Source organism: Halosimplex salinum (genome assembly GCF_003730195.1).
Lineage (GTDB): Archaea > Halobacteriota > Halobacteria > Halobacteriales > Haloarculaceae > Halosimplex > Halosimplex salinum.
In genome coordinates this window covers 157,171-178,760 of the sequence record NZ_QWGG01000004.1, presented here as the reverse complement: position 1 = coordinate 178,760, position 21,590 = coordinate 157,171, and the positions used below count along the sequence as shown (strand labels likewise).

25 protein-coding genes are annotated in these 21,590 nt (G+C 68.0%); 13 read left to right on the top strand and 12 right to left on the bottom strand.

The annotated features are described in order from the left end of the window. Positions 1 to 41: 41 nt before the first annotated feature. A complete protein-coding gene (locus D1409_RS12200; RefSeq protein WP_123537266.1) occupies positions 42 to 773 on the bottom strand; it encodes an HFX_2341 family transcriptional regulator domain-containing protein in 732 nt (243 codons plus the stop codon). A gap of 132 nt (positions 774 to 905) precedes the next feature. On the opposite strand from D1409_RS12200, the gene D1409_RS24520 reads away from it, so the two are divergent. From D1409_RS24520 to panB, 7 genes are all read left to right on the top strand, one after another. Next, positions 906 to 1,067: a hypothetical protein gene (locus tag D1409_RS24520; RefSeq protein WP_164471661.1), complete on the top strand. Its 162-nt coding sequence runs from the start codon at positions 906 to 908 to the stop codon at positions 1,065 to 1,067. A gap of 99 nt (positions 1,068 to 1,166) precedes the next feature. After that, the gene (locus D1409_RS12195) at positions 1,167 to 1,790 is read left to right on the top strand and encodes an NUDIX hydrolase (protein ID WP_164471660.1); all 624 of its coding nucleotides are present in this window, start codon (positions 1,167 to 1,169) and stop codon (positions 1,788 to 1,790) included. 430 nt (positions 1,791 to 2,220) lie between these two features. Continuing rightward, entirely contained in the window at positions 2,221 to 2,730 is a 510-nt protein-coding gene (locus tag D1409_RS12190) for a hypothetical protein (RefSeq protein ID WP_123537264.1), read from the top strand. Positions 2,731 to 2,920: 190 nt separating this feature from the next. Further along, on the top strand, positions 2,921 to 4,186 hold the full coding sequence (locus tag D1409_RS12185) for a serine hydroxymethyltransferase (RefSeq protein ID WP_123537263.1): 1,266 nt from the start codon (positions 2,921 to 2,923) through the stop codon (positions 4,184 to 4,186). A gap of 5 nt (positions 4,187 to 4,191) precedes the next feature. Beyond that, a complete protein-coding gene (locus D1409_RS12180) occupies positions 4,192 to 4,728 on the top strand; it encodes a GNAT family N-acetyltransferase (RefSeq protein ID WP_123537262.1) in 537 nt (178 codons plus the stop codon). Positions 4,729 to 4,814: 86 nt separating this feature from the next. Continuing rightward, positions 4,815 to 5,645: a hypothetical protein gene (locus D1409_RS12175; RefSeq protein WP_123537261.1), complete on the top strand. Its 831-nt coding sequence runs from the start codon at positions 4,815 to 4,817 to the stop codon at positions 5,643 to 5,645. A 130-nt stretch (positions 5,646 to 5,775) separates the two neighbouring features. Further along, on the top strand, positions 5,776 to 6,606 hold the full coding sequence (gene panB, locus D1409_RS12170; RefSeq protein WP_123537260.1) for a 3-methyl-2-oxobutanoate hydroxymethyltransferase: 831 nt from the start codon (positions 5,776 to 5,778) through the stop codon (positions 6,604 to 6,606). 35 nt (positions 6,607 to 6,641) lie between these two features. Here the strand turns inward: panB and D1409_RS12165 are convergent, their stop codons facing one another. The 3 genes from D1409_RS12165 to D1409_RS12155 all read right to left on the bottom strand — a co-directional run bounded on the left by D1409_RS12165 (position 6,642) and on the right by D1409_RS12155 (position 8,457). Next, entirely contained in the window at positions 6,642 to 7,724 is a 1,083-nt protein-coding gene (locus tag D1409_RS12165; RefSeq protein ID WP_123537259.1) for a S66 family peptidase, read from the bottom strand. Positions 7,725 to 7,814: 90 nt separating this feature from the next. Beyond that, positions 7,815 to 8,111 (bottom strand): type I phosphoribosyltransferase, encoded by a 297-nt coding sequence (locus tag D1409_RS12160; RefSeq protein WP_123537258.1) that lies wholly within the window; start codon positions 8,109 to 8,111, stop codon positions 7,815 to 7,817. A 10-nt stretch (positions 8,112 to 8,121) separates the two neighbouring features. Next, complete coding sequence (locus D1409_RS12155) at positions 8,122 to 8,457, bottom strand: 2Fe-2S iron-sulfur cluster-binding protein (protein ID WP_123537257.1); 336 nt, start codon at positions 8,455 to 8,457, stop codon at positions 8,122 to 8,124. A 141-nt stretch (positions 8,458 to 8,598) separates the two neighbouring features. Between D1409_RS12155 and D1409_RS12150 the strand changes: the two genes are divergently transcribed. Both D1409_RS12150 and D1409_RS12145 read left to right on the top strand, forming a co-directional pair. Continuing rightward, on the top strand, positions 8,599 to 9,969 hold the full coding sequence (locus D1409_RS12150) for a geranylgeranyl reductase family protein (RefSeq protein ID WP_123537256.1): 1,371 nt from the start codon (positions 8,599 to 8,601) through the stop codon (positions 9,967 to 9,969). A 279-nt stretch (positions 9,970 to 10,248) separates the two neighbouring features. Next, positions 10,249 to 10,731: a type IV pilin gene (locus tag D1409_RS12145; RefSeq protein WP_123537623.1), complete on the top strand. Its 483-nt coding sequence runs from the start codon at positions 10,249 to 10,251 to the stop codon at positions 10,729 to 10,731. 31 nt (positions 10,732 to 10,762) lie between these two features. On the opposite strand, the gene D1409_RS12140 is transcribed toward D1409_RS12145, so the two are convergent. Both D1409_RS12140 and D1409_RS12135 read right to left on the bottom strand, forming a co-directional pair. Further along, a complete protein-coding gene (locus D1409_RS12140) occupies positions 10,763 to 12,043 on the bottom strand; it encodes an amidohydrolase (protein WP_123537255.1) in 1,281 nt (426 codons plus the stop codon). 176 nt (positions 12,044 to 12,219) lie between these two features. Then, entirely contained in the window at positions 12,220 to 12,534 is a 315-nt protein-coding gene (locus D1409_RS12135; RefSeq protein ID WP_123537254.1) for an uS10/mL48 family ribosomal protein, read from the bottom strand. Between the two features lie 128 nt (positions 12,535 to 12,662). On the opposite strand from D1409_RS12135, the gene D1409_RS12130 reads away from it, so the two are divergent. Further along, positions 12,663 to 13,124, top strand: a complete 462-nt coding sequence (locus tag D1409_RS12130; RefSeq protein WP_123537253.1) for a bis(5'-nucleosyl)-tetraphosphatase — start codon at positions 12,663 to 12,665, stop codon at positions 13,122 to 13,124. Positions 13,125 to 13,315: 191 nt separating this feature from the next. Here D1409_RS12130 and D1409_RS12125 read toward each other — a convergent pair whose 3' ends face one another. Continuing rightward, the gene (locus D1409_RS12125; RefSeq protein ID WP_235853550.1) at positions 13,316 to 13,726 is read right to left on the bottom strand and encodes a DUF5684 domain-containing protein; all 411 of its coding nucleotides are present in this window, start codon (positions 13,724 to 13,726) and stop codon (positions 13,316 to 13,318) included. A 251-nt stretch (positions 13,727 to 13,977) separates the two neighbouring features. On the opposite strand from D1409_RS12125, the gene D1409_RS12120 reads away from it, so the two are divergent. From D1409_RS12120 to D1409_RS12110, 3 genes are all read left to right on the top strand, one after another. Next, entirely contained in the window at positions 13,978 to 15,054 is a 1,077-nt protein-coding gene (locus D1409_RS12120; RefSeq protein ID WP_206425044.1) for a DUF5787 family protein, read from the top strand. 83 nt (positions 15,055 to 15,137) lie between these two features. Next, positions 15,138 to 15,434, top strand: coding sequence for a hypothetical protein (locus D1409_RS12115; protein WP_123537252.1), 297 nt, complete (start codon positions 15,138 to 15,140; stop codon positions 15,432 to 15,434). After that, positions 15,434 to 16,960 (top strand): sodium:solute symporter family protein, encoded by a 1,527-nt coding sequence (locus D1409_RS12110; protein WP_123537251.1) that lies wholly within the window; start codon positions 15,434 to 15,436, stop codon positions 16,958 to 16,960. The genes D1409_RS12115 and D1409_RS12110 overlap by 1 nt, the downstream gene beginning before the upstream one ends. A gap of 124 nt (positions 16,961 to 17,084) precedes the next feature. On the opposite strand, the gene D1409_RS24515 is transcribed toward D1409_RS12110, so the two are convergent. The 5 genes from D1409_RS24515 to D1409_RS12090 form a co-directional block, all read right to left on the bottom strand. Then, positions 17,085 to 17,231 (bottom strand): hypothetical protein, encoded by a 147-nt coding sequence (locus D1409_RS24515; RefSeq protein WP_164471658.1) that lies wholly within the window; start codon positions 17,229 to 17,231, stop codon positions 17,085 to 17,087. 27 nt (positions 17,232 to 17,258) lie between these two features. Continuing rightward, entirely contained in the window at positions 17,259 to 17,471 is a 213-nt protein-coding gene (locus D1409_RS12105) for a DUF7576 family protein (RefSeq protein ID WP_123537250.1), read from the bottom strand. A 46-nt stretch (positions 17,472 to 17,517) separates the two neighbouring features. Beyond that, on the bottom strand, positions 17,518 to 17,805 hold the full coding sequence (locus tag D1409_RS12100; RefSeq protein WP_123537249.1) for a HalOD1 output domain-containing protein: 288 nt from the start codon (positions 17,803 to 17,805) through the stop codon (positions 17,518 to 17,520). A gap of 121 nt (positions 17,806 to 17,926) precedes the next feature. Beyond that, on the bottom strand, positions 17,927 to 20,554 hold the full coding sequence (locus D1409_RS12095) for a bacterio-opsin activator domain-containing protein (protein WP_164471657.1): 2,628 nt from the start codon (positions 20,552 to 20,554) through the stop codon (positions 17,927 to 17,929). Positions 20,555 to 21,078: 524 nt separating this feature from the next. Further along, a complete protein-coding gene (locus D1409_RS12090; RefSeq protein ID WP_123537247.1) occupies positions 21,079 to 21,570 on the bottom strand; it encodes a DUF5797 family protein in 492 nt (163 codons plus the stop codon). Positions 21,571 to 21,590: the final 20 nt, after the last annotated feature.

The following is a 21,590-nucleotide window of genomic DNA, read 5'->3' as shown; positions in this document are numbered from 1 at the left end:
CCCGGAGTCCGACCGGCGGGGTCAAAACTGTTGGCGTTCGGTCAGTTATCCTCGACGAGATAGCGGAAGGCCCGGAGCGTGTTGCGGCCGCTCTCGGTGAGCGAGACGCGGGTCGACCGGCCGACCTCTTCGAGCGCGACGTAGCCGTTCCCCTCGAGCGGGCCGAGGACGTGGCTGTCGAGGAGTCGGTACTCGCTCTTCCTGTTCGCGGCGTCGCGCTCGGCGATGAACGGCAGGCCCTCGCTCTTGCCGAAGTCGATGAGGTCGCGCTTGCGCGTGCCGTCCTCGCGGTCGAGGTAGTCCATGACCGCGACGTGCTGGGGTTCCGGGCTCTCCATCGGGTAGGTCGGGAGCTCCGTGATCTCGCGGATTCCCTCTGCCACGTCGCCGTCGGTCTCGGCGGCGTAGCGCTGGGCGCGGACGTAGTAGGGGGTCGCACCGGTCGCCATGCAGGCGATCATGCCGCCGATGGCGGTGACTTTCGACCCGGAGGCGAGGTTGACGTACACCTCGTGGTCGGCGAAACGGGTGGCGAGTTCGGCCACGGTCCCGATGGAGTCGTAGAAGTCGAAGATGTTGCACGACACCGTCTCGTGGTCGATTCCCTCGTCGGCGAGCCGCTCGCGGACCGTCTCCACGTAGGAGGGGTGGTCTGTCTCGTCCTCGTAGCGCAGGAGGACGACGCGGTCGGCGCGCAACCGGACCGCCGGCAGGACGATCCGGTCGTTCTCGTAACCCACGGGGATGACGTGGACTCGCTCGGCGACTTCCATACCCGCCGCATCTCGGCCCGCCGACATAACTATTGTCCCGACACAGTTGACATAGTTCGTCGGCTCGCGGCCGACTTCACGGCGCGAAACCGGTACGGTGGATTTTTGCCGGTATCCGTCCTCCGTCGGCGCATGCCGGTCATGGCGAGCGACGATTTCTCGGTCCACAGGGAGGACTGTGACCGATTCGACGACGGGATGCCGATCTCGAACCTGCCGGACGAGGTGACCTCCATCGACGACCTCGACTGCGAGTGCTGGAGCGAGTTCGACTCGCTCGGCGAGATCGGGTGATCCGGGGAGTTTCACGGGAATCGACGGCTGATGGCCAGGAGCGCCGATGGGTTTCTCTCGGGATACGTTTTTGACCGGCCCGCTCGACGGTCGAGACCGATGCCCTCCGAGCACGTCAACCGCGAGACGGTCGAGCGTCGACTGGAGCGACTCCGGGACGAGTACGGCGGCGCGTACGTCCAGGAAGTCGACGAGGAGGTGTCGGCAGAGACGTTCGAGGACCTTCTCGAAGTTACCCGTGACGGGTACACCGGCGGCGGATACGCGTGGGTCGTCCGCGGCCCCGACCAGACGGCCGCGCTCACGGAGTCGATGCCCGATTCCGTCGAGGACGGCCGACGCGTCCTCATGATCCTCGGCCGCGGGAGCAGTCGCTGGGGCCTCGCCGGCGGCGGCCGCGAGGACGGCGAGACCTACGAGGAGGCCGCCGTTCGGGAGGTTCGCGAGGAGACCAGCGTCGAGTGCGAACTCGGCGACCCGTTCCTCTACCGCCGGGTCAGGACCGACTCGGCCGGCGACCACGACGAGCGGCTCCACACGCTGTTCGTCTTCTTCGACGCCGCGTACGCCGGCGGTCACGTCGCCGTCCAGCCCGGCGAACTCAACGGCGCCGCGTGGTTCGCCGAGCCGCCGGCGCGGATGCACCCCGAAAACGAGTTCCGCGCCGACGACTTCTGGGACGACTTCGAGGCCGACGACCCGTTCGACGGGTTCTGGGAGTGAGCCGCCACGCACCTCTCGGGCGGGTCGTGCAGGCGGTGTCCGGTCGGAACGGCCGAACGACTCACCCCGGCGAATAGATGCGGTTCATCCGACAGATCGGGCAACAGACGGCCGTCTCGTCGTCCGGGATGATAAACTGTACCTCACACGTCTTGCAGACGTACGTTTTGCCGCGGTTCTCGGGTATCTCTGTTATCTCAGCCATCGTCGGTCTCTGGCGGCCAGTCGATGAGCTCGCCGAACTGCGCTGTTGACGGTCACGCGTCTCGCGTACGGGTATACGTAACAGACGCTCGGATATGCGACTTGTTACCAATTATCTACCACTCTGCTACGCCGGACCGGGGGTCACAGGGGAGAGTGGGCGCGTTCGTCCGGTCCCGGGCGGAGGTACGAACGCACAAATACCGCCGCCCACAACGCCCTCGTCATGGACGCCTTGCACGACCCGGCGACGCTCGAAGGCGAACCCGGGGTCGAGTACGTGGCGACGCGGACGACGGACGGCGAGGACGCCTTCGAGTACTTCGCGGGCGTGGCGGGACTCGTCGCGGTGGGCGTCACGAACGACGCGAACGGGATCTTGCTCATGAACAGCCCGCACGGCTGGCGACTGCCGTACGGGCACGTCGACGCCGACGCGGACTGGCTCGCGAGGGCGGCCGAGATCGGCGAGATCCTGACCGGCGTCGCGGTGACCACCGCCGAAGTCCTCAGGGTCAACGAGATCACGCACGAACTGCGGACGGACTCCGACCGGACCGCCACGAGTTTCGACGCCGTCGTCGGGACGGAACCGGTCGAGGGCGAACCCGTCGCCGACGACCCGACCTTCGGCGAGTGGTCGGATCTCGAACTCGGATGGTTCACCGAGGTTCCCGACGACGCGTACCACGCACACGGCGACGCGGTCGACGACATCGAGTACTTCCTGGACTGACGGTCCGTCCGCGTTGCGTGCCGCGACGACCGACAGCCGCGACGATCGGCAGCCGCGACGACCGACAACCCCGACGATCGGCAGCCGCGACGACCACGGCGGCGCCGACTGTGTCGACTGTGTCGACTGTCGAAACGAACAGGTCCCTGTCAGCACAGTATCTATACAGGCTTCAGGCCACCCTCCGGGTATGCCAACGGATCTCTCCCCCGTGGACAGCGCCCTGACCGAGGCGCTGGAGTCGGAGCGGTCGCGCCAGCGCGACACGCTGTCGCTGATCGCCAGCGAGAACTACGCGAGCGAGGCGGTCCTCGCGGCGCAGGGCTCGGTGCTCACGAACAAGTACGCCGAGGGGAACCCCGGCGAGCGCTACTACGCCGGGTGCGAGCACGCCGACACGGTCGAGCGCCTCGCGAAGGAGCGCGCCTGCGACCTCTTCAGCGCCGAGCACGCCAACGTCCAGCCCCACTCGGGGACGCAGGCCAACTTCGCGGCGTATCAGGCGCTGCTGGACTCGGGGGACCGGATCCTCTCGCTGGAGATGACTCACGGCGGCCACCTCAGCCACGGCCAGCCCTACACGGCGGTCGACGAGCACTTCGACGTGGTCCACTACGGCGTCGACGAGGCGACGGGGCGACTCGACTACGACGCCGTCGAGGCCCGCGCCGCGGAGACCGACCCGGACCTGGTGGTCTCCGGGTTCTCCGCGTACCCGCGGCAGGTCGACTGGGAGCGGATGCAGGCCATCGCCGATGGGGTCGGCGCGCACCACGTCGCGGACATCGCACACCTCACCGGCCTCGTCGCCGCGGGCGTCCATCCCTCCCCTGTCGGCGTCGCGGATCTGGTCACGGGTTCGACGCACAAGACGGTCCGCGCCGGTCGCGGCGGGATGGTCCTCTGCGGCGAGGAACTGGCCGACAGCGTCGACACGGCGGTGATGCCGGGCTGTCAGGGCGGGCCGCTCGTGCACAATATCGCCGGCAAGGCCGCCGGCTTCGCCGAGGCGCTCGCGCCGGAGTTCGACGCGTACGCCCGGCAAGTCGTCGAGAACGCACAGGCGCTCGCGGACCGACTGCAGGCGCGCGGGTTCGAACTCGTCTCCGGCGGGACTGACGTCCACTTCGCGCTGGTTGACTTCCGGGAGACCCACCCCGATCTCACGGGCGCCGAGGCGGAGGCGGCGCTGGAGGCGGTCGGCCTCGTCGCCAACAAGCAGACGGTGCCGGGCGACGACCGCTCGGGCAAAGTCGGGAGCGGACTCCGGATCGGGACGCCCGCCGTCACGACCCGCGGGTTCGACACCGCGGCGACCGTGCGCCTCGCAGACGCCGTCGCCGACGTGATCGACGCGCCCGAGGACGAGGCCGTCGCCGCCGAGGCGGCGGAGACGGTCGCGGACCTCTGTGAGACGTTCCCGGTGTACGGCGAGTTGGCGGTGGCCTCCGCGTGAGTGTCATGCCGGAGCTGACCGTCCGCCGGTACCGGCCCGACGACGCCGAGCGCGTCCGCGAACTGAACCGCGTGGCGATGCGCGAGACGCCGGAGTGGGTGCCCGACGCTCCCGACCCTGATCTCGCCGACGTACGCGGCCACTACATCGATGCCGCCGGTGAGTTTCTGGTAGGCGAGGTCGAGCGGGGAGGAGCGACCCGGGAACCGGATAGCGGGATCGTCGCGACCGGCGCGTACTGCCCGCTCGACGGCTGGATGGCCGAGCAGTTCGACGCCCGTGCGGGGACGGCCGAACTGACCCGACTCCGCGTCGCACCCGAGTACCAGGGCCACGGGTTCGGCACTCGACTCGTCGAAGCGCTCCAGCACCGGGCGCGCCGGGTCGGGTATCGCGCCATCGTGCTGAACACCGGCGTCGAGAACGAACAGGCGCGCGGCTTCTACGAGTCGCTCGGCTACTCCTGTGTCCGCGAGGAGACCGTCGAGTTCGAGGAGGCAGAACTCGACCTGGCGCTGTACTGGCGCCGACTCGACGGCTGATACCGCCGTCGAACAGATCTGACCGTCGAACCAGACCGGCCACCCCTCGAACCGGATTTAAGTCACGCCCCCTCGGACGGATAGTCATGTACGGTATCCTCACGGCGGACGCCGACCTCGCCCGCGAGGGCGTCGGTGACCGAACCTACTACTTCGCCGACCGGGTGTCGGGCGCGCGCCGCGACCCGCTCCCCGGCGTCGTCAACTCCGTCGCCTGCTGGGGCGACACCGCGACTGTCCGGGAGTCGCCGGACCGCGCCGCCGTCGACGCCGACGGTACCCGCGCGACGCCCGAGGCCGAGGGCCACCACTGGGGCACCGTCTGCCCGACTGACTCCGACTACCGCGCGACCACACTGGACCGGGTCGAGGCCGCGGGCGCGGTCGGGGACGTGCGCCTCACGACGCTCGGGTTCCCCGGCGACTCGTTCTGCCACTGCGACCGCTGTGACCGGCTGTTCGCCGAGAGCGAGCACGACGACCGGACGGACTGGCGCACCGCCGTGATCACCGATTTCACTGCCGAAGCGGCCGAGAGCGCCGACGGCGACGTCATGGCGACGCTGTATCCCGACCCCTATCCCGGGGCCCTGCGGGAGCGTGCGGGGCTCGATCCGGCGGCGCTCGCCGACCACGTCGACGGGTTCCTCGTGCCGCTCTGTGGCGCGGGCTACGAGACTACCTACTGGGTCGAATCGCTCGCTCGCGGGTTCGCGTCGGAGGTCGACGGGCTGGACGCCTCGCTGACCGTCCAGCTCTCGGCCTCCGGTGTCGAGCCGGACCGGCTGGTGGGGCTCGCGCGACAGGTCGAGGCGCACGCCGACGGCGTCGTGTTCGGGGCACACCGCACCGACGAGGCGCTGAGCCGCGACGTTCTCGACCGGCTGGGGGACCGGGCGTCGTCGGTCCTCACGTGAGCGGCGGCTGGCACAGTCTGTGAGCGGCGCCTGACACGGTCGGTGAGTACCGACCCCGTTCCGCCCGTCGACGTCGGGCCGCGCTCCGGCAATACATAAACCGGAGGCGGCCGAAGTACGGACACTCGCGATGTCTCGCAACAGCATTCCGGACCTCTACGAGAAGTACGACGCGGGCGAGCCGTTGACGATGCTGACCGCCTACGACGCGCCGATCGCTCGGCAGATCGACCGCGGCGGCGTCGACATGATCCTCGTCGGCGACAGCGCCGGCGACAACCACCTCGGCTACGACGACACCCTCCCGGTCACGCTGGAGGAGGCGCTCTCGAACACCGGCGCGGTCGTCCGCGGCACGGACGAGGCGTTCGTGATCGCCGACCTGCCCTTCCTCACATACGGCACGTCGATGGCGGAGTCCGTCGAGAACGCCGGTCGCTTCCTCAAGGAGGCCGGCGCCGACGCCGTGAAACTCGAGACCGCACCCTACGGCGAGACGACCATCGAGATAGTGGATCGGCTCACCGAACTCGGGATCCCGGTTCAGGGACACATCGGCCTGACACCGCAGCGCAAGAACGAGATCGGCGGTGCCTACGTCCAGGGCCGCGACACCGACACCTCATCGACGGGCGAGGCGCTCGTCGAGACCGCCCAGCGACTGGAGGAGGCGGGCGCCTTCTCCATCGTCCTCGAGACCGTCAGCGAGGGCGTCGCCCGCGAGATCAGCGAGAGCGTCGACGTGCCCACCATCGGGATCGGGTCGGGCCGCTACGTCGACGGACAGGTGCTCGTCCTCACCGACGTGCTCGGGCTCAGCCCGGAGCCGTACAGCCTCTCGAAGCAGTACGCGGACCTCGACGCGGAGATCCGGGACGCCGTCGAGCAGTACGTCGAAGAGGTCGAGTCCGGCGAGTTTCCCACGAGGGACAACGCCTTCGACCCGGTCGACGAGGACTGACGGCCCCGCGGCCGACCGACCGCCGCGCAGGAGGGCTACGCTCCGGGGAACCGGACAGACCGCTCGTCCGTATCGACCTCGACGCATCCACCGATCGGAACGGGCGCAGTCGGGTTCGTGTGGCCGAAGTCCAGGTCGAAGACGATCGGTACGTCGGGGTTGTACGCCCGCACCCACTCCCTGATTGCCGTCCGCTGGTCGGTGCGGTACCGTTCGCGTTCCTCGTCGCTGTACTCTCGTTCCCGATTCCTGGTCTGCGGGCGGCCGACGAGGACGGCGTCGAACCGCTCTGTCAGGCCGCGCTCGCCGACGCAAGTGAGGATCCGCCGCACCTCGTCGTCGCTCGGCAGTTCCTCCGAGGTCTCCAGCGCGAGGACCGCGCCGTCGAGCGCCTCGGGGTCGGGCAGTCCCCGATTCGTCGCCAGCACCCACTGGAGGACGGTGAGACAACCGCCCCAGAGCCGGCCGGAGACTGTCTCACCGCTCTGCTCGTCTGGTAGGTCCCAGTGCCAGCCGTCGGTCGGTTCGTACTCGGGGCTCGCCTCGCGGTAGTCGTCGCGACCCCACTCGACCGCGTCGTCGGTCCACTCCGCGGCCGGTTCCAGTTCCCCGACCGACTCCTCGAACAGCGCGCGCCGGAGGTATCGATCGGTGTACTCAGGGAACTCGCCGGAGACCCCGACCTGGTTGAGTAACTGTCCGCCGTAGAACGAGACCACGCCGCGAGTCCAGAGGTAGCTCGCGAGGCAGGTGTTGTCGCTCATGCCGAAAAAGCGGGTCGGGTTCTCCCGGAGGATATCGCCGTCGAGATGCTTCAGCACCCGGATCTGGTCGTCGCCGCCGATGGTGGCGAACACGGCCGAGATGTCGGGATCGCGGAACGCCTCGTGAACGTCCGCGGCGCGCATCTCGGGGTTCTCGCGGAGCCGATCCGGGTCGGCCTCCGCGGTCTCGTAGACGACGGGGTCGAGGTCGAAGCGGTCGCGGAGGCGTTCGAGCGCGAGGTCGAACACGTCCGGGTATACCGTCGCCGCGCCGCTGGACGGTGCGATCACGGCGACCCGATCGCCCGGTTCGGCGGGTGGCGGTGTGACGAACTCGCCGACACTGTCGCTCATATCCGATAGCTCCGGCCCCGCGCGAAAAGCGTTTGCGCCGCCGTGGGGTGCAGTGGCACGGACCACCGGCCGCGGCCCCGGCGGCACGGGCTATCGACCGCGACCCCGTCGGCCGGTGAACCACGGTCGGTGCCACCACTGCCAGATTCGTTTCGTCGCGCGCGTCGCGGGGAACGGCCCGTGGCCGAGCAGTGTCGCGACGAATCCCACTGTGAGGGTTCCGGCGAACACCACCCCGCCCGCGGCGGCCGACAGGAGCAGGGGGTTCTCGGCGCCGACAGTCGCGTCCGCGGTGAAAAACAGGGTCGCGAGCGCGGCGAGCACGGACGGAACCAGCGCGTCGACGAGACTCAGGAGGGCGACGCCGACCGCGCGGAGGGCCTTCATCGGGGCGCCCTCAGTCGTCGGCTGAGGCCGGATCGGCGCCGGCGGCTTCGGCCACGTCGCCCTCGATGCTGGGCGGGTACTTGCCGCGGTCGAGTTTCAGGTCGGACTGCGGGCGGGCCATGCAGGTCAGGGCGTAGTTCTCGGCCTCCTCCTCGGTGAGGCCGCGGGCGGCCGGCTGGGTCACCTCGCCCGCTTCGATCTTCGCCGAGCAGGCGAGACACATCCCCACGCGACAGGAGTACTCCTGCGCGATGCCCTCCTCGATACACCGGCTGAGGACGGTCTCCTTGTCGGAGACCGTGATCTCCTCGCCGGTCCCCACGAACTCGACGGTGTACTCGGTCATGGCCGCGGGTTCGACGCTCTCCGCCTAAACTCTTTATGCCCGTCGGTCGCCGTCGGGTCGCCGGTAGCGGGTCGGAAACCCTCCACAGAGGGTCGCGACGTTGGTAAAGAGTTTTCCCCCCTCCCCCGCGAAAGATTGACCATGACCACACGCGAGTACGACGTCGTCGTCGTCGGGGCGGGGACTGCGGGCTGTTACGCCGCGGCGACCGTCGCCCGCGAGGGCTACGACGTCGCGCTCCTCGAGCGCAAGCCCGAGGAGGAAGGGGGCCACATCGCCTGCGGCGACGCCCTCAAGGGAGCCAGTTCCTTCCCGGACGCCATCCCGAAGTCGCAGATCGAGCCCGCGATGACCAACACCGACGTCGACCACGGCCGCTTCGAGATCCCACAGGAGGACACCGTCCTCGAGATCCCGGTGCCCGGCGAACTCGCCGTCATCGACCGCTGGGAGTACGGGAAACGCATCATCGAGGGGGCGACCGATGCCGGCGCCGAGATCCACTTCGACACGGTCGTCCAGAACGTGCATCAGGACGACGACGGGACGGTCACGGGCGTCCGCGCGGTCCAGGAGGGGGACCCCGTCGACTACGAGGCCGAGATGGTCATCGACGGCGCGGGCGCGCTCTCCATCCTGCAGGACAACATCGACTTCGACGGGGCGACCTTCGACACGAACGTCAGCTACCAGCAGTTCTGCTCGGCCTACCGCGAGGTCGTCACCGTCGACGAACCGGTCGAGTGGGACGACGCGCTCGTGTTCAAGCCGACCGAGCGCGCCGCGGGCTACCTGTGGTACTTCCCGCGGACCGACACCGAGATCAACGCCGGCCTCGGCTTCCAGATGACCGAGGAACCCATGGAACTCGTCGACGACCTCAAGCGCGACCTCCGCGACCGCGAGGAGTTCGAGGGCGCCACCGTCGAGGACAAACTCGGCGCCGCCCTCCCGACCCGTCGACCCTACGACTCCGCCGTCGCACCGGGCTTCCTCGCCGCGGGCGACGCCGCCGGGCTCGTGAACCCCACCACCGGGGGCGGCATCGGCGGCGCCGCCTACTCCGGTCAGTACGCCGGCGAGCAGGCAATCGAGGCGATCGAGGCCGACGACGTGAGCGAGGAGCGCCTCTGGGAGTACAACAAGAACGTCATGGACCACTTCGGGGCGCGATTCGCCACGCTCGACGTGTACAACATCTTCGTGACGGCCTACGACATCGACAGCCTGATGGGGATGCTGGCGGCCCTGCCGGCCGAGAAGATCGCCGAGGGGCTCTACGAGGGCGAGACCGAGATCGGACTCTGGCTCAAACTCAAGACCGCCGTCAAGTCCGTCGGTCACTGGGGCACTATCTACGACCTCTACGAGACGAAACAGCTCGCGGAGCGCGTCCTCGATCATTACGAGGACTACCCCGACAGCCGCGCCGGTTTCGCCGAGTGGCAGGCCCGGCGCGACGACATCATGGACGACGTGTACGCGACGACCGGCGCCGACCCCAAGTACTGACGGGTCCGCCGTCCGCTCCGTTCTCACTCTCACTCCTCCCTTCGCCAGCCCACTTCTCCCGGTCCGGTTCGTCCCCCGAGACGCCCGAGCACGAGCGTCAGAAGCGGTCACTGGACACAAACTGGCGTATATTTGACAAACATTTATGTACAATGACAGTCAAGTGATCCGAAAGCGCGCGGTGTGGGCGCGGTCCGGGCCAGTCGACTCGACAGAAGGGGTGTCGGAGTCGACGTGGGGTGGCTTCGGATCGGACAGACGCGCGTGGGGAAGGAAACCATGTTCGCAACAGACACAAGAGCCGTATCACCGGTTATCGGGGTCGTCCTGATGGTCGCGATCACCGTCCTCCTGGCAGCGACGGCGGCGACGTTCTTCGTCGGCTTCGAGGACTCACTGACGGGGACGGGGGCGCCGACCATCGCCGTACAGGGCGATTTCAACGTCGACAGCAGCGGGCACGAACTGACGCTCAGGTTCAAGAGCGGCGACGTGGCCGACAGCGAGAACGTGAAGGTGTACGTCACCAACGCGGACTGTCGCGGTGCCGGCATCGTCAGCGAGCGCTTCGACGTGAGCCAGCTCGGGGTCTCGGGATCCACCGTCGCGGCCGGGACCCGGGCGAAAGTGACGGCCGGGACCGTCTGTCCGCCGTCGGCGAGCCAACTCGAACTCTCACGGACGGAGGTCACCGTCTCCTGGCTCCGGAGCGGCAGCACCGACGGGACCGTCCTCTACCGCTGGCGCGGACCGGCGGCCTGACCGGGCACCTCGTCGGGAGACGCCCGCCGGCTCAGGGACCGTGCCTGGCGAGGTTGCGTATCGTCTCGGTCAACACGTCCACGCCGATCACCAGCGAGTCCTCGTCGACGTCGAAGGTGGCGGTGTGGTGACCGCCGGGATGGTCTGTACCGACGCCGACGTACGCCGCTTGCCCGCCCGTCTCCTGGACGCGTCGCATCAGGAACGTGGCGTCCTCGCTTCCGCCGAGGTCGGCGTGGCGCACCACCGAATCGACGCCGTCGGTCCGTCCGGCGACCGACTCGACCACGTCGACGACGGCGGCGTCGCTCTCGGCGCCGGGCGCTTCGCCCTCGGGCGTCAACTCGACCTCGCAGTCGTGCATGGCGGCCGCTCCGTCGACCACCGACGCGGCCCGCTCGCGCATGTACTCCATCAGTTCGGTCGTCTCGCCGCGGACCTCGCCCTCGATGTACGCGTCCTCGGGGACGACGTTCGTCGCGCTCCCGCCGCCGACGTTCCCGGCGTTGACCCGCGTGGCACCGTCTTCGTGGCGCGGGATGGCGTAGAGGTTCTGCACGGCCGCGGCCATCGCCTGCACGGCGTTGCGGCCCTGTGCGGGGCGGCCGCCGGCGTGGACGGGTTCGCCCGTGAAGTCCGCGCGGAACTGGTGGACCGCGAGGAACCCCTCGACGCCGGCGACGACCTCGCCGGTCGGGTGGTCGAGGCCGACGTGGACCGCGAGCAGGGAGTCCACGTCGTCGAGCAGGCCGCTCTCGGCCATCGGCTTGCCGCCGCCGATGGCTTCCTCGGCGGGCTGGAAGAACACCTTCAGCGTCCCGTCGAAGTCGCTGTCGGCGATCGCTTCTAGCACGCCCAGACCGATCGTGGCGTGCGCGTCGTGGCCGCAGGCGTGCATCGCGCCCTCGTGTTCGGAGCGAAAGCCCTCGCTGACGGGCACGTGCGTCTCGTCGGACGACTCCGCGCGCGGCAGGCCGTCGATATCGACGCGCAGGCCGACAGTCGGGCCGTCACCGCCCTCGATAGTCGCCATCGCGCCCGTGTACCCGCCGCGGAGTCGTTCCAGCGTCTCCGGGTTCGCGCCGGCGTCTTCGGCCTGTCGGTACCAGCGGTCGAGTTCCGCCTCGTCGGGGACTGAGAAGCGCTCGCCCTCGGCGAGCACCTCGGGGCCGACGCGGATCTCGTCCACGTCGAGCGATTCGAGTTCCGCGACGATGCGGGCGGTCGTCCAGAACTCCCGCCAGGCGGGTTCGGGTCGTCGGTGGAACGCGCGGCGCAACTCGACCAGGCGCTCGCGACTCGGCTGACTCATGGCGTGTGGTGGGTGCCGCGGGAAGGTGACGGTTTCGACGTCCGTGCCTGTCGAGTGGGTGCCGTCGGAGAGAAGATAGTGACCGCAGTGAACGGCGTGATTTCGGTCTCTCCAGCGGTGGCGGTCGCTGGAATGCCAGCGCCTTCAGAAACGGCGGGCGACGAGACGACTCGAGCTCATCGGACCTGTTCTATCTCGGCTTCGACGTGGATGCGGTCGGGGTAGTCGTCGCCGGCGACCGACCGGGCGAACTCGTCGTGGCCGTGGATCTCGACGGTTCGGGTGTAGGCGGTGTACTGCCAGGGCTCGAACTCGCCGCCGTCGGCCGCGAGCCGCTTGCTCTGGGGCACGCGGTGGTCGGTCGGCGGCTGCGGGTGTGGCCCTTTCAGTTCCACGCCCTTGCGCTCGGCGGTCGTCTTGACGCCGTCGACGATGTCGTCGAGGAGGCGCCGACGGCCGCTCGTGAACGTGAGTTTCGTGACGAAGGGCATGTCCGTCCGGTCGCCAGCGACGGGGATAAGCGATGCGTTTGGCGCCGCGGTCTCCTGTCGAAGCTGTGAGAAGTCACCGGACCGACGCTCCGATATTCACTTAAGTTGTGATCGAGTACGTATCCGCAATGATAGAGGCCACGAGCGCGGGAGCCATCCTCTTTCGCGACACGCGTGGCCGGCGGGAGTACCTGCTCCTCAAGAGCCGCCCGGGCGACTGGGAGTTCCCGAAAGGGGGCGTCGAAGGCGACGAGGAACTGCAACAGACCGCCATCCGCGAAGTGAAAGAGGAGGCCGGAATCGGTGATTTCCGGCTCTTGGACGGCTTCCGAGAAGACTACGACTACGTGTTCGAAGCCAACGGCAACACGATCCACAAGACCGTACACCTGTTCATCGCCCGCTCGTTCGAGGCGTCGGCGGAGCTCTCTCACGAGCACCGCGACCTCCAGTGGCGCGACTACGAACAGGCCGTCAACACCGTCACGCAGGACGGCCCCCGCGAGATCCTCGAACAGGCCCACGAGTTCCTCGACGAGAAACTCGCCGAGGAGGAAGCGGAGAACGAGGAACAGGCCGAAGAGGCCTGAGGACGGCCACGCCCTCCGTCGGCCGCCCCGTCAGCGACTGCCACGCCCTCCGGCAGGTCGAATCTGTCGGCCACCGCGAGAGCCACCGATTCCTCGACGCCGAGCGACCGCTCGGTACTCGCCTCGCGGCGACCGCTACTGTCGGCACTCTCCGGCGCTGTCGTCGAGAGAACGGCGTCCCGGTGACCGGCCTATATCGCCGAGGAACTCCCGCGATATCGAGCGTCGCCGAAGCCCAGCAGCGGGAAGAAGACGAATCCGAGGAAGAACAGACCGATCCCGTAGCCCGCTCCCTTCCCGAACGCCTTCGCCACGTCGATCATCGGGACGATGACGGCGAACGGCACGAAGATGCTCAACAGCACCCACACCATGTCCCGGCCCGCGATCTCCGCCACGAGCACGTAGATGTTGTAGATCGGAATGATGGCGGCCCAGCCCGGTTGTCCAGCCTTCGTGAACGTCTTCCACATCCCCGCGACCGCGAGCAGCGCCAGGACCATCGGAATCACGAAGAACATCAGTCCGAGCGCGGCGATCGCGCCCGCGCCGTCTCCCTGCAGTGCTACCGTTCCAATCCCGGGTATCATGTTCCCAGCCATGTGCCCAAGTGTTACCGCATACTATTTAAATCCTATTGAACTACAAACACGTCACGCGCAGCGTTATTTCGGCGAAATACAACTACTATGTTCCGTAGTTCGGACGTGTGTGTATCTCAACGTCCCAATCTGTGCTTCCGATGGGTACTGAAATAATATAACGAGGCAGATATGTTCTCGGGTGATGGCTTCGAACGGTGCCGAGATCGATTCGCGCAACACCTAAACGCCTGCCGCCCCCTCCCTCGGTCGTGTCATCCGTGGACGGCGCCCCCATCGACGGGTCCGAGTTCGTCTTCGAGCTGTGCGTGTGCCAGTGGGCGGAGCGAGCGTGGCCGCCGGAGGGGGTCGATACGGACGATTCGGCGCTCGTCGTCGCCCGGCAGATCGGGACGAAGCGACGCCGGTGGGACACCGTCGTCGTCGAGTGCGACCCCGAGGGACTCCGTCAGCGCGCGAACTTCGGGCTCGCGGAACTCGACTCGGATCTGCTGCACGTCGTCCGCAACGCGCCCGCCGAGTGGACGTGGTACCGCGACGCGCTGCCCGACCCGGGGTACCCCTGGCGCTACGTCCGCGAGGCGGTCCACGAGGCGGCCGACCGCGGGCTCGTCGAGCGCCGACGCCTGTCGAACAACCGGATCGAACTCCGCCGCAAGTGGGAGTACCCCGACTGGGTCCGGCGGATCGTCGCCATCGAGAACAAGCCGGACCTGGACGCGAGCGCGGCGCGGGCGCTGGCCCCGCAACTCGAACGCGACGTCGCGCTCGCGCTCGCCGACGAGGTGTGGGTCGCGACCACCGAGACGGGCGACACGGTCGAACCCGCGCTGATCGAGGACGTGCCCGTCGAGGCCGGCGTCCTGACCGTCGACGCCGACGGCGACGCGAGCGTCTCCTGGCACCCGCGCTCGCTCTCGGTCGACGACCCGGGAACCCGGATCCTCGAACGGCCCGCCGGCGGGGAGCACGACGCCTCCGCCGCACGCTTCGAGTACGCCGACGCCGAGTGGAAGGCCGACAAGCGCCTCGAACTCGCCGAGCGGGCATACGGCCGGGGCTGGCGCGCCTACGCCGACACGATGCGCCCGGACTGCCGGCAGTTCCGACTCTCGGACGAGACGCCCGGGTTCCTGCCGTACTGTGACGCCAAGGAGTGCCACCAGACCGCCGGCCAGTGTTCGGGTTCCTGCCCCGACTTCGAACCGGAGCCGCCGGTCTGGCGGTCGGGCGACTGGCCGATCACCGGCGGGCCGGGGAAGGGGATCAAGCGGTTGCTGGAGCGACAGCGGCGGCGCGAACGCCCTGGACTGGACGGGGAGTCGTAGCGTCCCTCTCCGACCGGTCCGGATCTCTCGCATCGAATAGATTAGACAAACGACCGAAGTACCGCTCCGCCGAACGGGGAACTGTGCTCGTTCCTGCTTCGGCGTCCGGGAAAGTCGCCGCCGCGTTGCTCGGTCTCTTCTTCGTCGCGATGAATCCACCAGTCGTGACAGCGATCGGCAGTGGTCCAGCCGTCGCGGGGTTCGCCCCACTGTACGTCTGGTTCGTGTTCTGGGGCGTGTTCGTGTCCCTCGTCCTGGCCTGGGCCGCTCACGAGAACGCGTTCGGTCTGGGAGCGGACCAGGTACCGCCCGAACTCGAACAGACCGACCCGACGCCGGAGGGGCCTGCCGATGCTCCGGGTGACTCGCGGGTAAACTGATGGTCTCCCTGCAGGCGACTGTCGCGCTGACCACCATCGGCGTCTACCTCCTCGTCGTCCTCGCCGTGGGGTACCGCGGGTGGCAGATCGGGACGCTCGAGGTCGACGACTGGATGGCCGCCGGTCGCGACCTCGGCCTCGTCGTGCTCCTGTTCACCTATACGGCGACCTATCACTCCGCGTTCGCGTTCCTGGGTATCGGGGGGTTCGTCTACGACAACGGGATCGGCATCTTCGGAGCGGCGTTCCTCTGGGTCGCGCTGTCGGGGCTCATCCTCTGGGTGCTCGGAACCCGCGTCTGGCTGCTCGGGAAGAAGTACGGGTACATCACGCCCGCGGACCTCGTCGGCGACCTCTACGACTCCGACCTGCTGGCGCGACTCGTCAGCCTCACGCTCGTCGTCGTCACGTTCCCGTACGTGGCCATCCAGCTGATCGGGAGCGGACTCGTCTTCGAGACCGCCACCCGCGGCCTCGTGAGCTTCGAGGTCGGTGCGGCGCTCCTCCTGCTCGTCGGCGTCCTCTACGTGTGGCTCGGTGGCCTGCGTGCCGTGGCGTGGACGGACACGATCCAGGGCGTGTTCCTCTTCGCCGCGATGTGGCTCGCCGGCTGGGTCTTCGTCTTCACCGCGTTCCGGGGCCCCGCGTCGTTCTGGACGCGGCTCTCGGAGAACTTCGCCGCGTACCTGGCCCTCCCGGGGCCGGCGGGCCTGTTCACCCCGGCGTACTACACGACGCTGTGGCTCACGTTCGCACTCGGTATCATGATGCTGCCACACCTGTTTCTCCGGTACGTCGCCGCCCGCTCGCCGCGAGTCCTCAGGTGGACCGCGGCGTTCGGCACCGGCTATCTGATCCTCTTCTACGTCCCGACCGCGTTTCTGGCCCTCGGTGCGGTCGTCGCCTTCCCGGACCTGGCGCGGCCCGACTCCGCGATCCCGGCGGTCCTGTTCGAGTTCACACCGGTCTGGTTCGCGTCCGTCGTCGTGGCGGGCGCGGTCGCCGCCGCGATGAGTACGGCCGACTCACAGCTCCACGCCGTCTCGACGCTGATCACGCGTGACTGGTACGAGCCCCTCGCCGGCAGCGACGTCGACGAGCGGACCGTGACTCGCACGGCCCGACTGCTGGTCCCCCTGCTCGGCGCGATTTCGTACGTCATCGCCGTTCAGGAGGTCAGGTTCATCCTCGACCTCGCCGCCGTCTCGCTCTACAACGCCGCACAGGTGTTCCCCATCCTCGTCGGCGGGCTGGTCTGGCCCCGGGCGTCCCGGTCCGGCGCGCTGTCTGGGTTCGTGCTCGGCGTCACCGTCACGTGCGTGCTCACCTTCGACGTCATCACACTGCCAGCGAGCCTGCCGGGGTTCGTCCCCGGGTTCTACGGGCTCCTCGTCAACGTCGTCACGTTCGTCTCCCTCGGTCTGCTCGGTCCCGATTCCGAAAACGAGGACGTACTCCGCGTGCAGCGGTATCTCGAATACGCGACCCGCCGTCAGTGGGAGGAGACGGTTCGAGACGACGATTGAATCGAATCCAGCGGCCAGCCTAGTTGGGCGTCTCGGTGGGCCAGCATCAGTCGGGCGTCTCGAGCGGCGGTCGCAGCGACCACGTCCTCGCGAGCCGGGACGGCCGAACCGCGGGTCCGCCCGCTTACTGTTCGATCGGACGAGTCACCGTCGACTCGATCCACGCTCGCTCGTTCTCCGGGTCCTGAATGACCGCGATTTTCGTTCCGCGGTCGTCGTCGTATTCGGTGTACGTTTCTCGCACGTCAGCCTGTCCGTCTCGGTGTTCCATCTGTTGGTGTCGGTTGTCGGGTTCGGTTCACTCCGCGTCGTTCGATTCGCTGTTCTCCCACGTCTCGAGGCACTCTTCGCTGCAGAACGTATACAGACTGAAGTTCACGTCCTCGACCTGGCCGCGGATCGGATACCACTCGGTGGTCTCGATAGCGTGCTCACAGACGGAGCACTGTTCGTTTGGCTGCCCACCGGTGGCAGTCGACTCGGGGCCTGCTGTGTCGTTCCTGTCGTACATTGCGATTGGATCCGCTCTCGGGCGTCTCTCGACTCGTGCCCCCTGCTCATTCGATCGTGCCGCTCGATTCGGGCCGTTCCACGACTACCTTCCGGTCCTCGTGGACGACGACGTCACAGCCGTGGAACGTGAAGTTCACCTGGCCGCCCGTCCGGTGCGGGCCTGCAGGGTCCGTCTCGAAGAGAGCGTCCAGCGCGTCCGGGTCGACCGTCCAGTAGAGTGGGTCCAGTTCTGTCGGCTCGTTTCCAGTCACGTCTGCCACTGCGGAGACGACCGCGAGGGACGGCACCTCATCGTAGATCGCCCGTTCGATGCGAGTACCTTTCAAGCTCATCGATTACTCGTAGGCCGCTCGGCCCGATAGCCGGAGCGGGTCGGTAGTGAGGGTACGAGGAGAGCGGGGGGTAACTATCTAGGGTGTGCGGCCGGAGTGACGCGCCGTCCCCGTCGGCAGGTCACCGATGGTCGAACACGAGAGAGAGGAATTTGCGCTCTGCGGCGCGGAGATGGCCCGAGACCGTCGGCGCGGAGACGCGGAGCGACTCGGCGAGCTCCTGGCCGCTGGTCCGCCGGGGCGACTCGAAGTAGCCGCTGTAGAAGGCCGTCTTGAGAACCTCCAGCTGTCGATCGGTGAGCGTCTCCTCGAGAGCGACCCGGAACTCCTGGCGCGTCTGCATCGAACGTTCGCGGTCGCGCCGGGCGACGAACTCCGCGCCGGCGTATCTGTCGTGGAACGTCTCGACGAATTCGCGGACGTCCGCACTCTGGGGGAGTTCGATGACGATGTGGACGGTCCCGTCCCTGACCGATATCGTCTGCGGGGACCCGCCGTGTTCGGCGAGCGTCGTCGCGATGGTCGGTCCGGCGACGGTCGCCTCGTACAGGGCCTCGTCGTCTTCGGCGACCAGTCGATACGACTCGACGGAGACCGACGCGTCGAGTGCCGACCGGACGGATTCCGGTGACGCCCCTCGAACGGTGAAGATGATTCGCGACGACTCCTCGGAGACCGGGACGATGCCCTCGAACTCGATCTCGGCGTCGATCTGGGTGGCCAGCCGGGGGAGGAAACTCTGGGTGTCGTCGTGGAGCCGGAAGTCGAGTTCGACCACGCGGTCGGTGAGCAGCGCTTCCTTCGTCTCGACGGCGTTGATGGCGTTCGCCACCGTCTGCCCGAGTTCGGCGAACACGGCCTGTCCCACCTCGTCGAACAGTCCGACCTCGTCGGTGTAGACGGTGAGCCCGCCGAAACTGAACTCGCCGTACGACAGCGGAACGCTGACGACGGACTGAAACTCGCGGGAGAACGCCTCTGCCCGCCACGGCGCGGACCGGAGGTCCGTCGCGACGTTGGGAACACTCGTCACCTCGCCGGTCCGTATCGTCTCGACCGACGGTTCGCCCGTCTCGCCGTCCGTCTCCAGCGACACGCTGTCGAGATACCCTCCCTCGGCCCCGCTCCACGCCCTCGGAACGACCCGGTCCGCCGCCGAGTCCTGTTCGCCGATCCAGGCGAATCGGAATCGCTCGGCCCCGGTCAATCGGTCGCAGACGACCGTCTCGATCTCCTGGCGCGTCGTGGCCTGGACGAGGCCCTGGTCGACGTCGCGGATGAGTTCGTTGAGTCGGTTGAGGCGAACGAGTTGCTCGTTTTGCTCTCGAAGCCGCTCGTCCCGTTCGCGGAGTTCGGTCTCTCCCTCGACGCGGTCGAACGCGGCTTCGGCCGTCGCGGCCAGCAGATCGACGAGTTTCCGGGTGCTCCGATCGAACGCGCCGACTTCCGACGCGCCGACGAACACGCCGTGTTCGCCGAGCGGAACCGCTATCACACTCCGCATCGGTGCGGAAACCGAGTCCAACCCGAAGGCTTCGATGTCGTCGGCGGTAGACGACTCCCCGTCGACGAATCCCGTCCAGACGGGCGAGTCGTCGCCCGGTCGGAACGTCGGATGCACGTCGGTCTCGCTCGTGAAATCGCCCGCCGAGACGGCCGGGACCAGCGCGTTCTCCGTATCGTCGAAGCGGTACAGCAGCGCGCCCGAGAGGGCGAGGTCGGAGACGGCCCGCTCGACGACTAGCCGGCCGATGTCGTCGTGCATCTCCGTGTGAAGCAGCCCTCGCGTCGACTCGTGCAGGGCGGTGAGCGACTGTTCCCGCTTCTCGCTTTCGAGCGCCGCGATCGCGTGACTGATCGTCTCGCCGAGTTCGCCGAGCACCTCCGTTTCGCGGTCGTCGAACGCGCTGGACCGCCCGGAGTACACCGCGAGGACGCCGTACTCGACGTCGCCGTAGACGAGCGGGATCGATGCCATCGACCGGAGGTCCTGCGTACCCGCACTCTCGTGCCACGGGGCGAACGCACGGGCGTTCTGGACCGCCTTGAGAGTCTGGACTGTCTCCGTACGGAGCGCCGTCGCACCGTTGGCCTGCTCGACCGAAGGGGTGTCACTGGCGTCGAGGACGTCGCCGAAGTCGTCTGCGCCCGCTCCCGCCCACGCACGCGGCACGACCGCGTCGGAGTCCCGACCGTACTCCGCGATCCAGGCGAACACGTACTGATCCGCGGCGGCGAGGCGGTCACACACCGCCTGTTCGATCTCGTCTCTCGTCCCTGCCGTGACGAGCGCCTGATCGATGTCCCGGATGACAGCGTTGATGCGGTTGAGTTCGTCGAGTTCGTTCCGCTGGCGTTCGATCTCTCGCTGTCGGTCGAGGCGGTCCGAGACGTCCCGAATCACCCCGGCAGTGCCCGAGAACTCCTCGTCGAACTCGAGCGCCCTGAACCGGACCTCGACCGGAACCTCGGCCCCTGCTTTCGTGTACAGATCGTACTGTGCCGTCAGTACGTCCTCGGGGTGTTCCGCCAGGTACGTCCGCCGCTCTGCGACCTGATCCATCGTCTCGTCCGAGAGGATGAGAGAGACGGAGGCGCCGAGCAGTTCGTCCCGCGTGTACCCCGTGAGGTCGACCATCCCCTCGTTGACCGACGTGAAACGGGATTCGGCGTCGAGGATGTAGACGCCGTCGGGGACCGTCTCGACCAGCGACCTGTACTGCTCTACCTTCGAGCCGCGAGCCGTCACGACCGCTGTCCTCGCGTCGGCAGTGCCGCCGGTTCCGACCGAGACCCCGTCCGCGGAGAGGCGCTGGCGTCGCCTTCGACACCACGGGGCGTCTCTCCGGGTGCCATCTGTCTCACTGTTCGACGAGGACCGACGGGCGCCGGGGCTGAACCGCGGTGGGTCTGCGATCGGTCCCCGCCCCTCCGATCGGCGGCTCTCGACCGGCCGGATGCGAGCGGACCGTCCGCAGAGATCTGTAGAACGGCGTGTCGAACGGGACATTCGCGCCGGAATCGGAAGAAAAACGGAGACTTCTCATGGGTAATATGTAAGGGTCTCGACCCGCTTAAGGGGGACCCCTAAAGAATTAGTCGGGTTCCATGATCGATTCGGTGAGGTGATGCCGATTGACTGGACGGCCGGCCACAGAGGTCTTCTCCGGTGTCGTTCGAAGCGATGCCGGCGCTGGGCGATCCAGCGCAGTTGGTGACCGCTCTCCGCGACCGAGCGGGGAGTGGAACGTGTCGCTCAGTCGTCCGCGTCGCTCAGTCGTCGCCGTCGGTGCGTTCGACCTCCAGCGCGTCGCGCTCGACGGCGAGCCGGTAGGTCGGGACGGTCTTCTGGACGCGCTCGACGACGCCCTTCTCGGTGAGCGAGCGCAGTGCCGAACGCACGTCGTCCACCTCGGGGTCGAAGCCCTCCTCGCGGAGGTCGTGGAGCGTCGCGACGACGCTCTGGGGCTCCGCGTCGTGGTCGGGGAGGACGTCGATGGTCGCCGCCTGGAGCGGCGGGGCGGTGACGACCTGTTCGTTCACCTCGCCCTCGATCTCGTCGCCGACGAGTTCGTTGGCCTCGGGCGTCGCGCAGATGAGGCTGTCCTCGTTGCGGTAGTAGAAGTCTTTCAGCTCGGATTCGAGGTACTGGTGGACGTCGCTCCCGCTGTCCATCTCCCACTGGGCCTGTAGCTCCGCGTTCTTCGTCGGCTGGAGCGCCACCACGTCCGCGAGTCGCTCGCGGGCCTCGTCCGATAACGTCATTCGTCCGCCGGTAGGGACAT

Bases quoted from the DNA above. Each gene is read 5' to 3' on its own strand.
- D1409_RS12110 (WP_123537251.1), top strand. From the start codon at position 15,434: ATGGTCTCCCTGCAGGCGACTGTCGCGCTGACCACCATCGGCGTCTAC.
- D1409_RS12180 (WP_123537262.1), top strand. From the start codon at position 4,192: ATGCCGGAGCTGACCGTCCGCCGGTACCGGCCCGACGACGCCGAGCGC.
- D1409_RS12125 (WP_235853550.1), bottom strand. From the start codon at position 13,726: ATGGCTGGGAACATGATACCCGGGATTGGAACGGTAGCACTGCAGGGA.
- D1409_RS12185 (WP_123537263.1), top strand. From the start codon at position 2,921: ATGCCAACGGATCTCTCCCCCGTGGACAGCGCCCTGACCGAGGCGCTG.
- D1409_RS12175 (WP_123537261.1), top strand. From the start codon at position 4,815: ATGTACGGTATCCTCACGGCGGACGCCGACCTCGCCCGCGAGGGCGTC.
- D1409_RS12105 (WP_123537250.1), bottom strand. From the start codon at position 17,471: ATGTACGACAGGAACGACACAGCAGGCCCCGAGTCGACTGCCACCGGT.
- D1409_RS12100 (WP_123537249.1), bottom strand. From the start codon at position 17,805: ATGAGCTTGAAAGGTACTCGCATCGAACGGGCGATCTACGATGAGGTG.
- D1409_RS12145 (WP_123537623.1), top strand. From the start codon at position 10,249: ATGTTCGCAACAGACACAAGAGCCGTATCACCGGTTATCGGGGTCGTC.
- D1409_RS12190 (WP_123537264.1), top strand. From the start codon at position 2,221: ATGGACGCCTTGCACGACCCGGCGACGCTCGAAGGCGAACCCGGGGTC.
- D1409_RS12140 (WP_123537255.1), bottom strand. From the start codon at position 12,043: ATGAGTCAGCCGAGTCGCGAGCGCCTGGTCGAGTTGCGCCGCGCGTTC.
- D1409_RS12130 (WP_123537253.1), top strand. From the start codon at position 12,663: ATGATAGAGGCCACGAGCGCGGGAGCCATCCTCTTTCGCGACACGCGT.
- D1409_RS12195 (WP_164471660.1), top strand. From the start codon at position 1,167: ATGCCCTCCGAGCACGTCAACCGCGAGACGGTCGAGCGTCGACTGGAG.
- D1409_RS12150 (WP_123537256.1), top strand. From the start codon at position 8,599: ATGACCACACGCGAGTACGACGTCGTCGTCGTCGGGGCGGGGACTGCG.
- D1409_RS12135 (WP_123537254.1), bottom strand. From the start codon at position 12,534: ATGCCCTTCGTCACGAAACTCACGTTCACGAGCGGCCGTCGGCGCCTC.
- D1409_RS12160 (WP_123537258.1), bottom strand. From the start codon at position 8,111: ATGAAGGCCCTCCGCGCGGTCGGCGTCGCCCTCCTGAGTCTCGTCGAC.
- D1409_RS12165 (WP_123537259.1), bottom strand. From the start codon at position 7,724: ATGAGCGACAGTGTCGGCGAGTTCGTCACACCGCCACCCGCCGAACCG.
- D1409_RS24520 (WP_164471661.1), top strand. From the start codon at position 906: ATGCCGGTCATGGCGAGCGACGATTTCTCGGTCCACAGGGAGGACTGT.
- D1409_RS12090 (WP_123537247.1), bottom strand. From the start codon at position 21,570: ATGACGTTATCGGACGAGGCCCGCGAGCGACTCGCGGACGTGGTGGCG.
- D1409_RS12200 (WP_123537266.1), bottom strand. From the start codon at position 773: ATGGAAGTCGCCGAGCGAGTCCACGTCATCCCCGTGGGTTACGAGAAC.
- D1409_RS12155 (WP_123537257.1), bottom strand. From the start codon at position 8,457: ATGACCGAGTACACCGTCGAGTTCGTGGGGACCGGCGAGGAGATCACG.
- D1409_RS24515 (WP_164471658.1), bottom strand. From the start codon at position 17,231: ATGGAACACCGAGACGGACAGGCTGACGTGCGAGAAACGTACACCGAA.
- panB (WP_123537260.1), top strand. From the start codon at position 5,776: ATGTCTCGCAACAGCATTCCGGACCTCTACGAGAAGTACGACGCGGGC.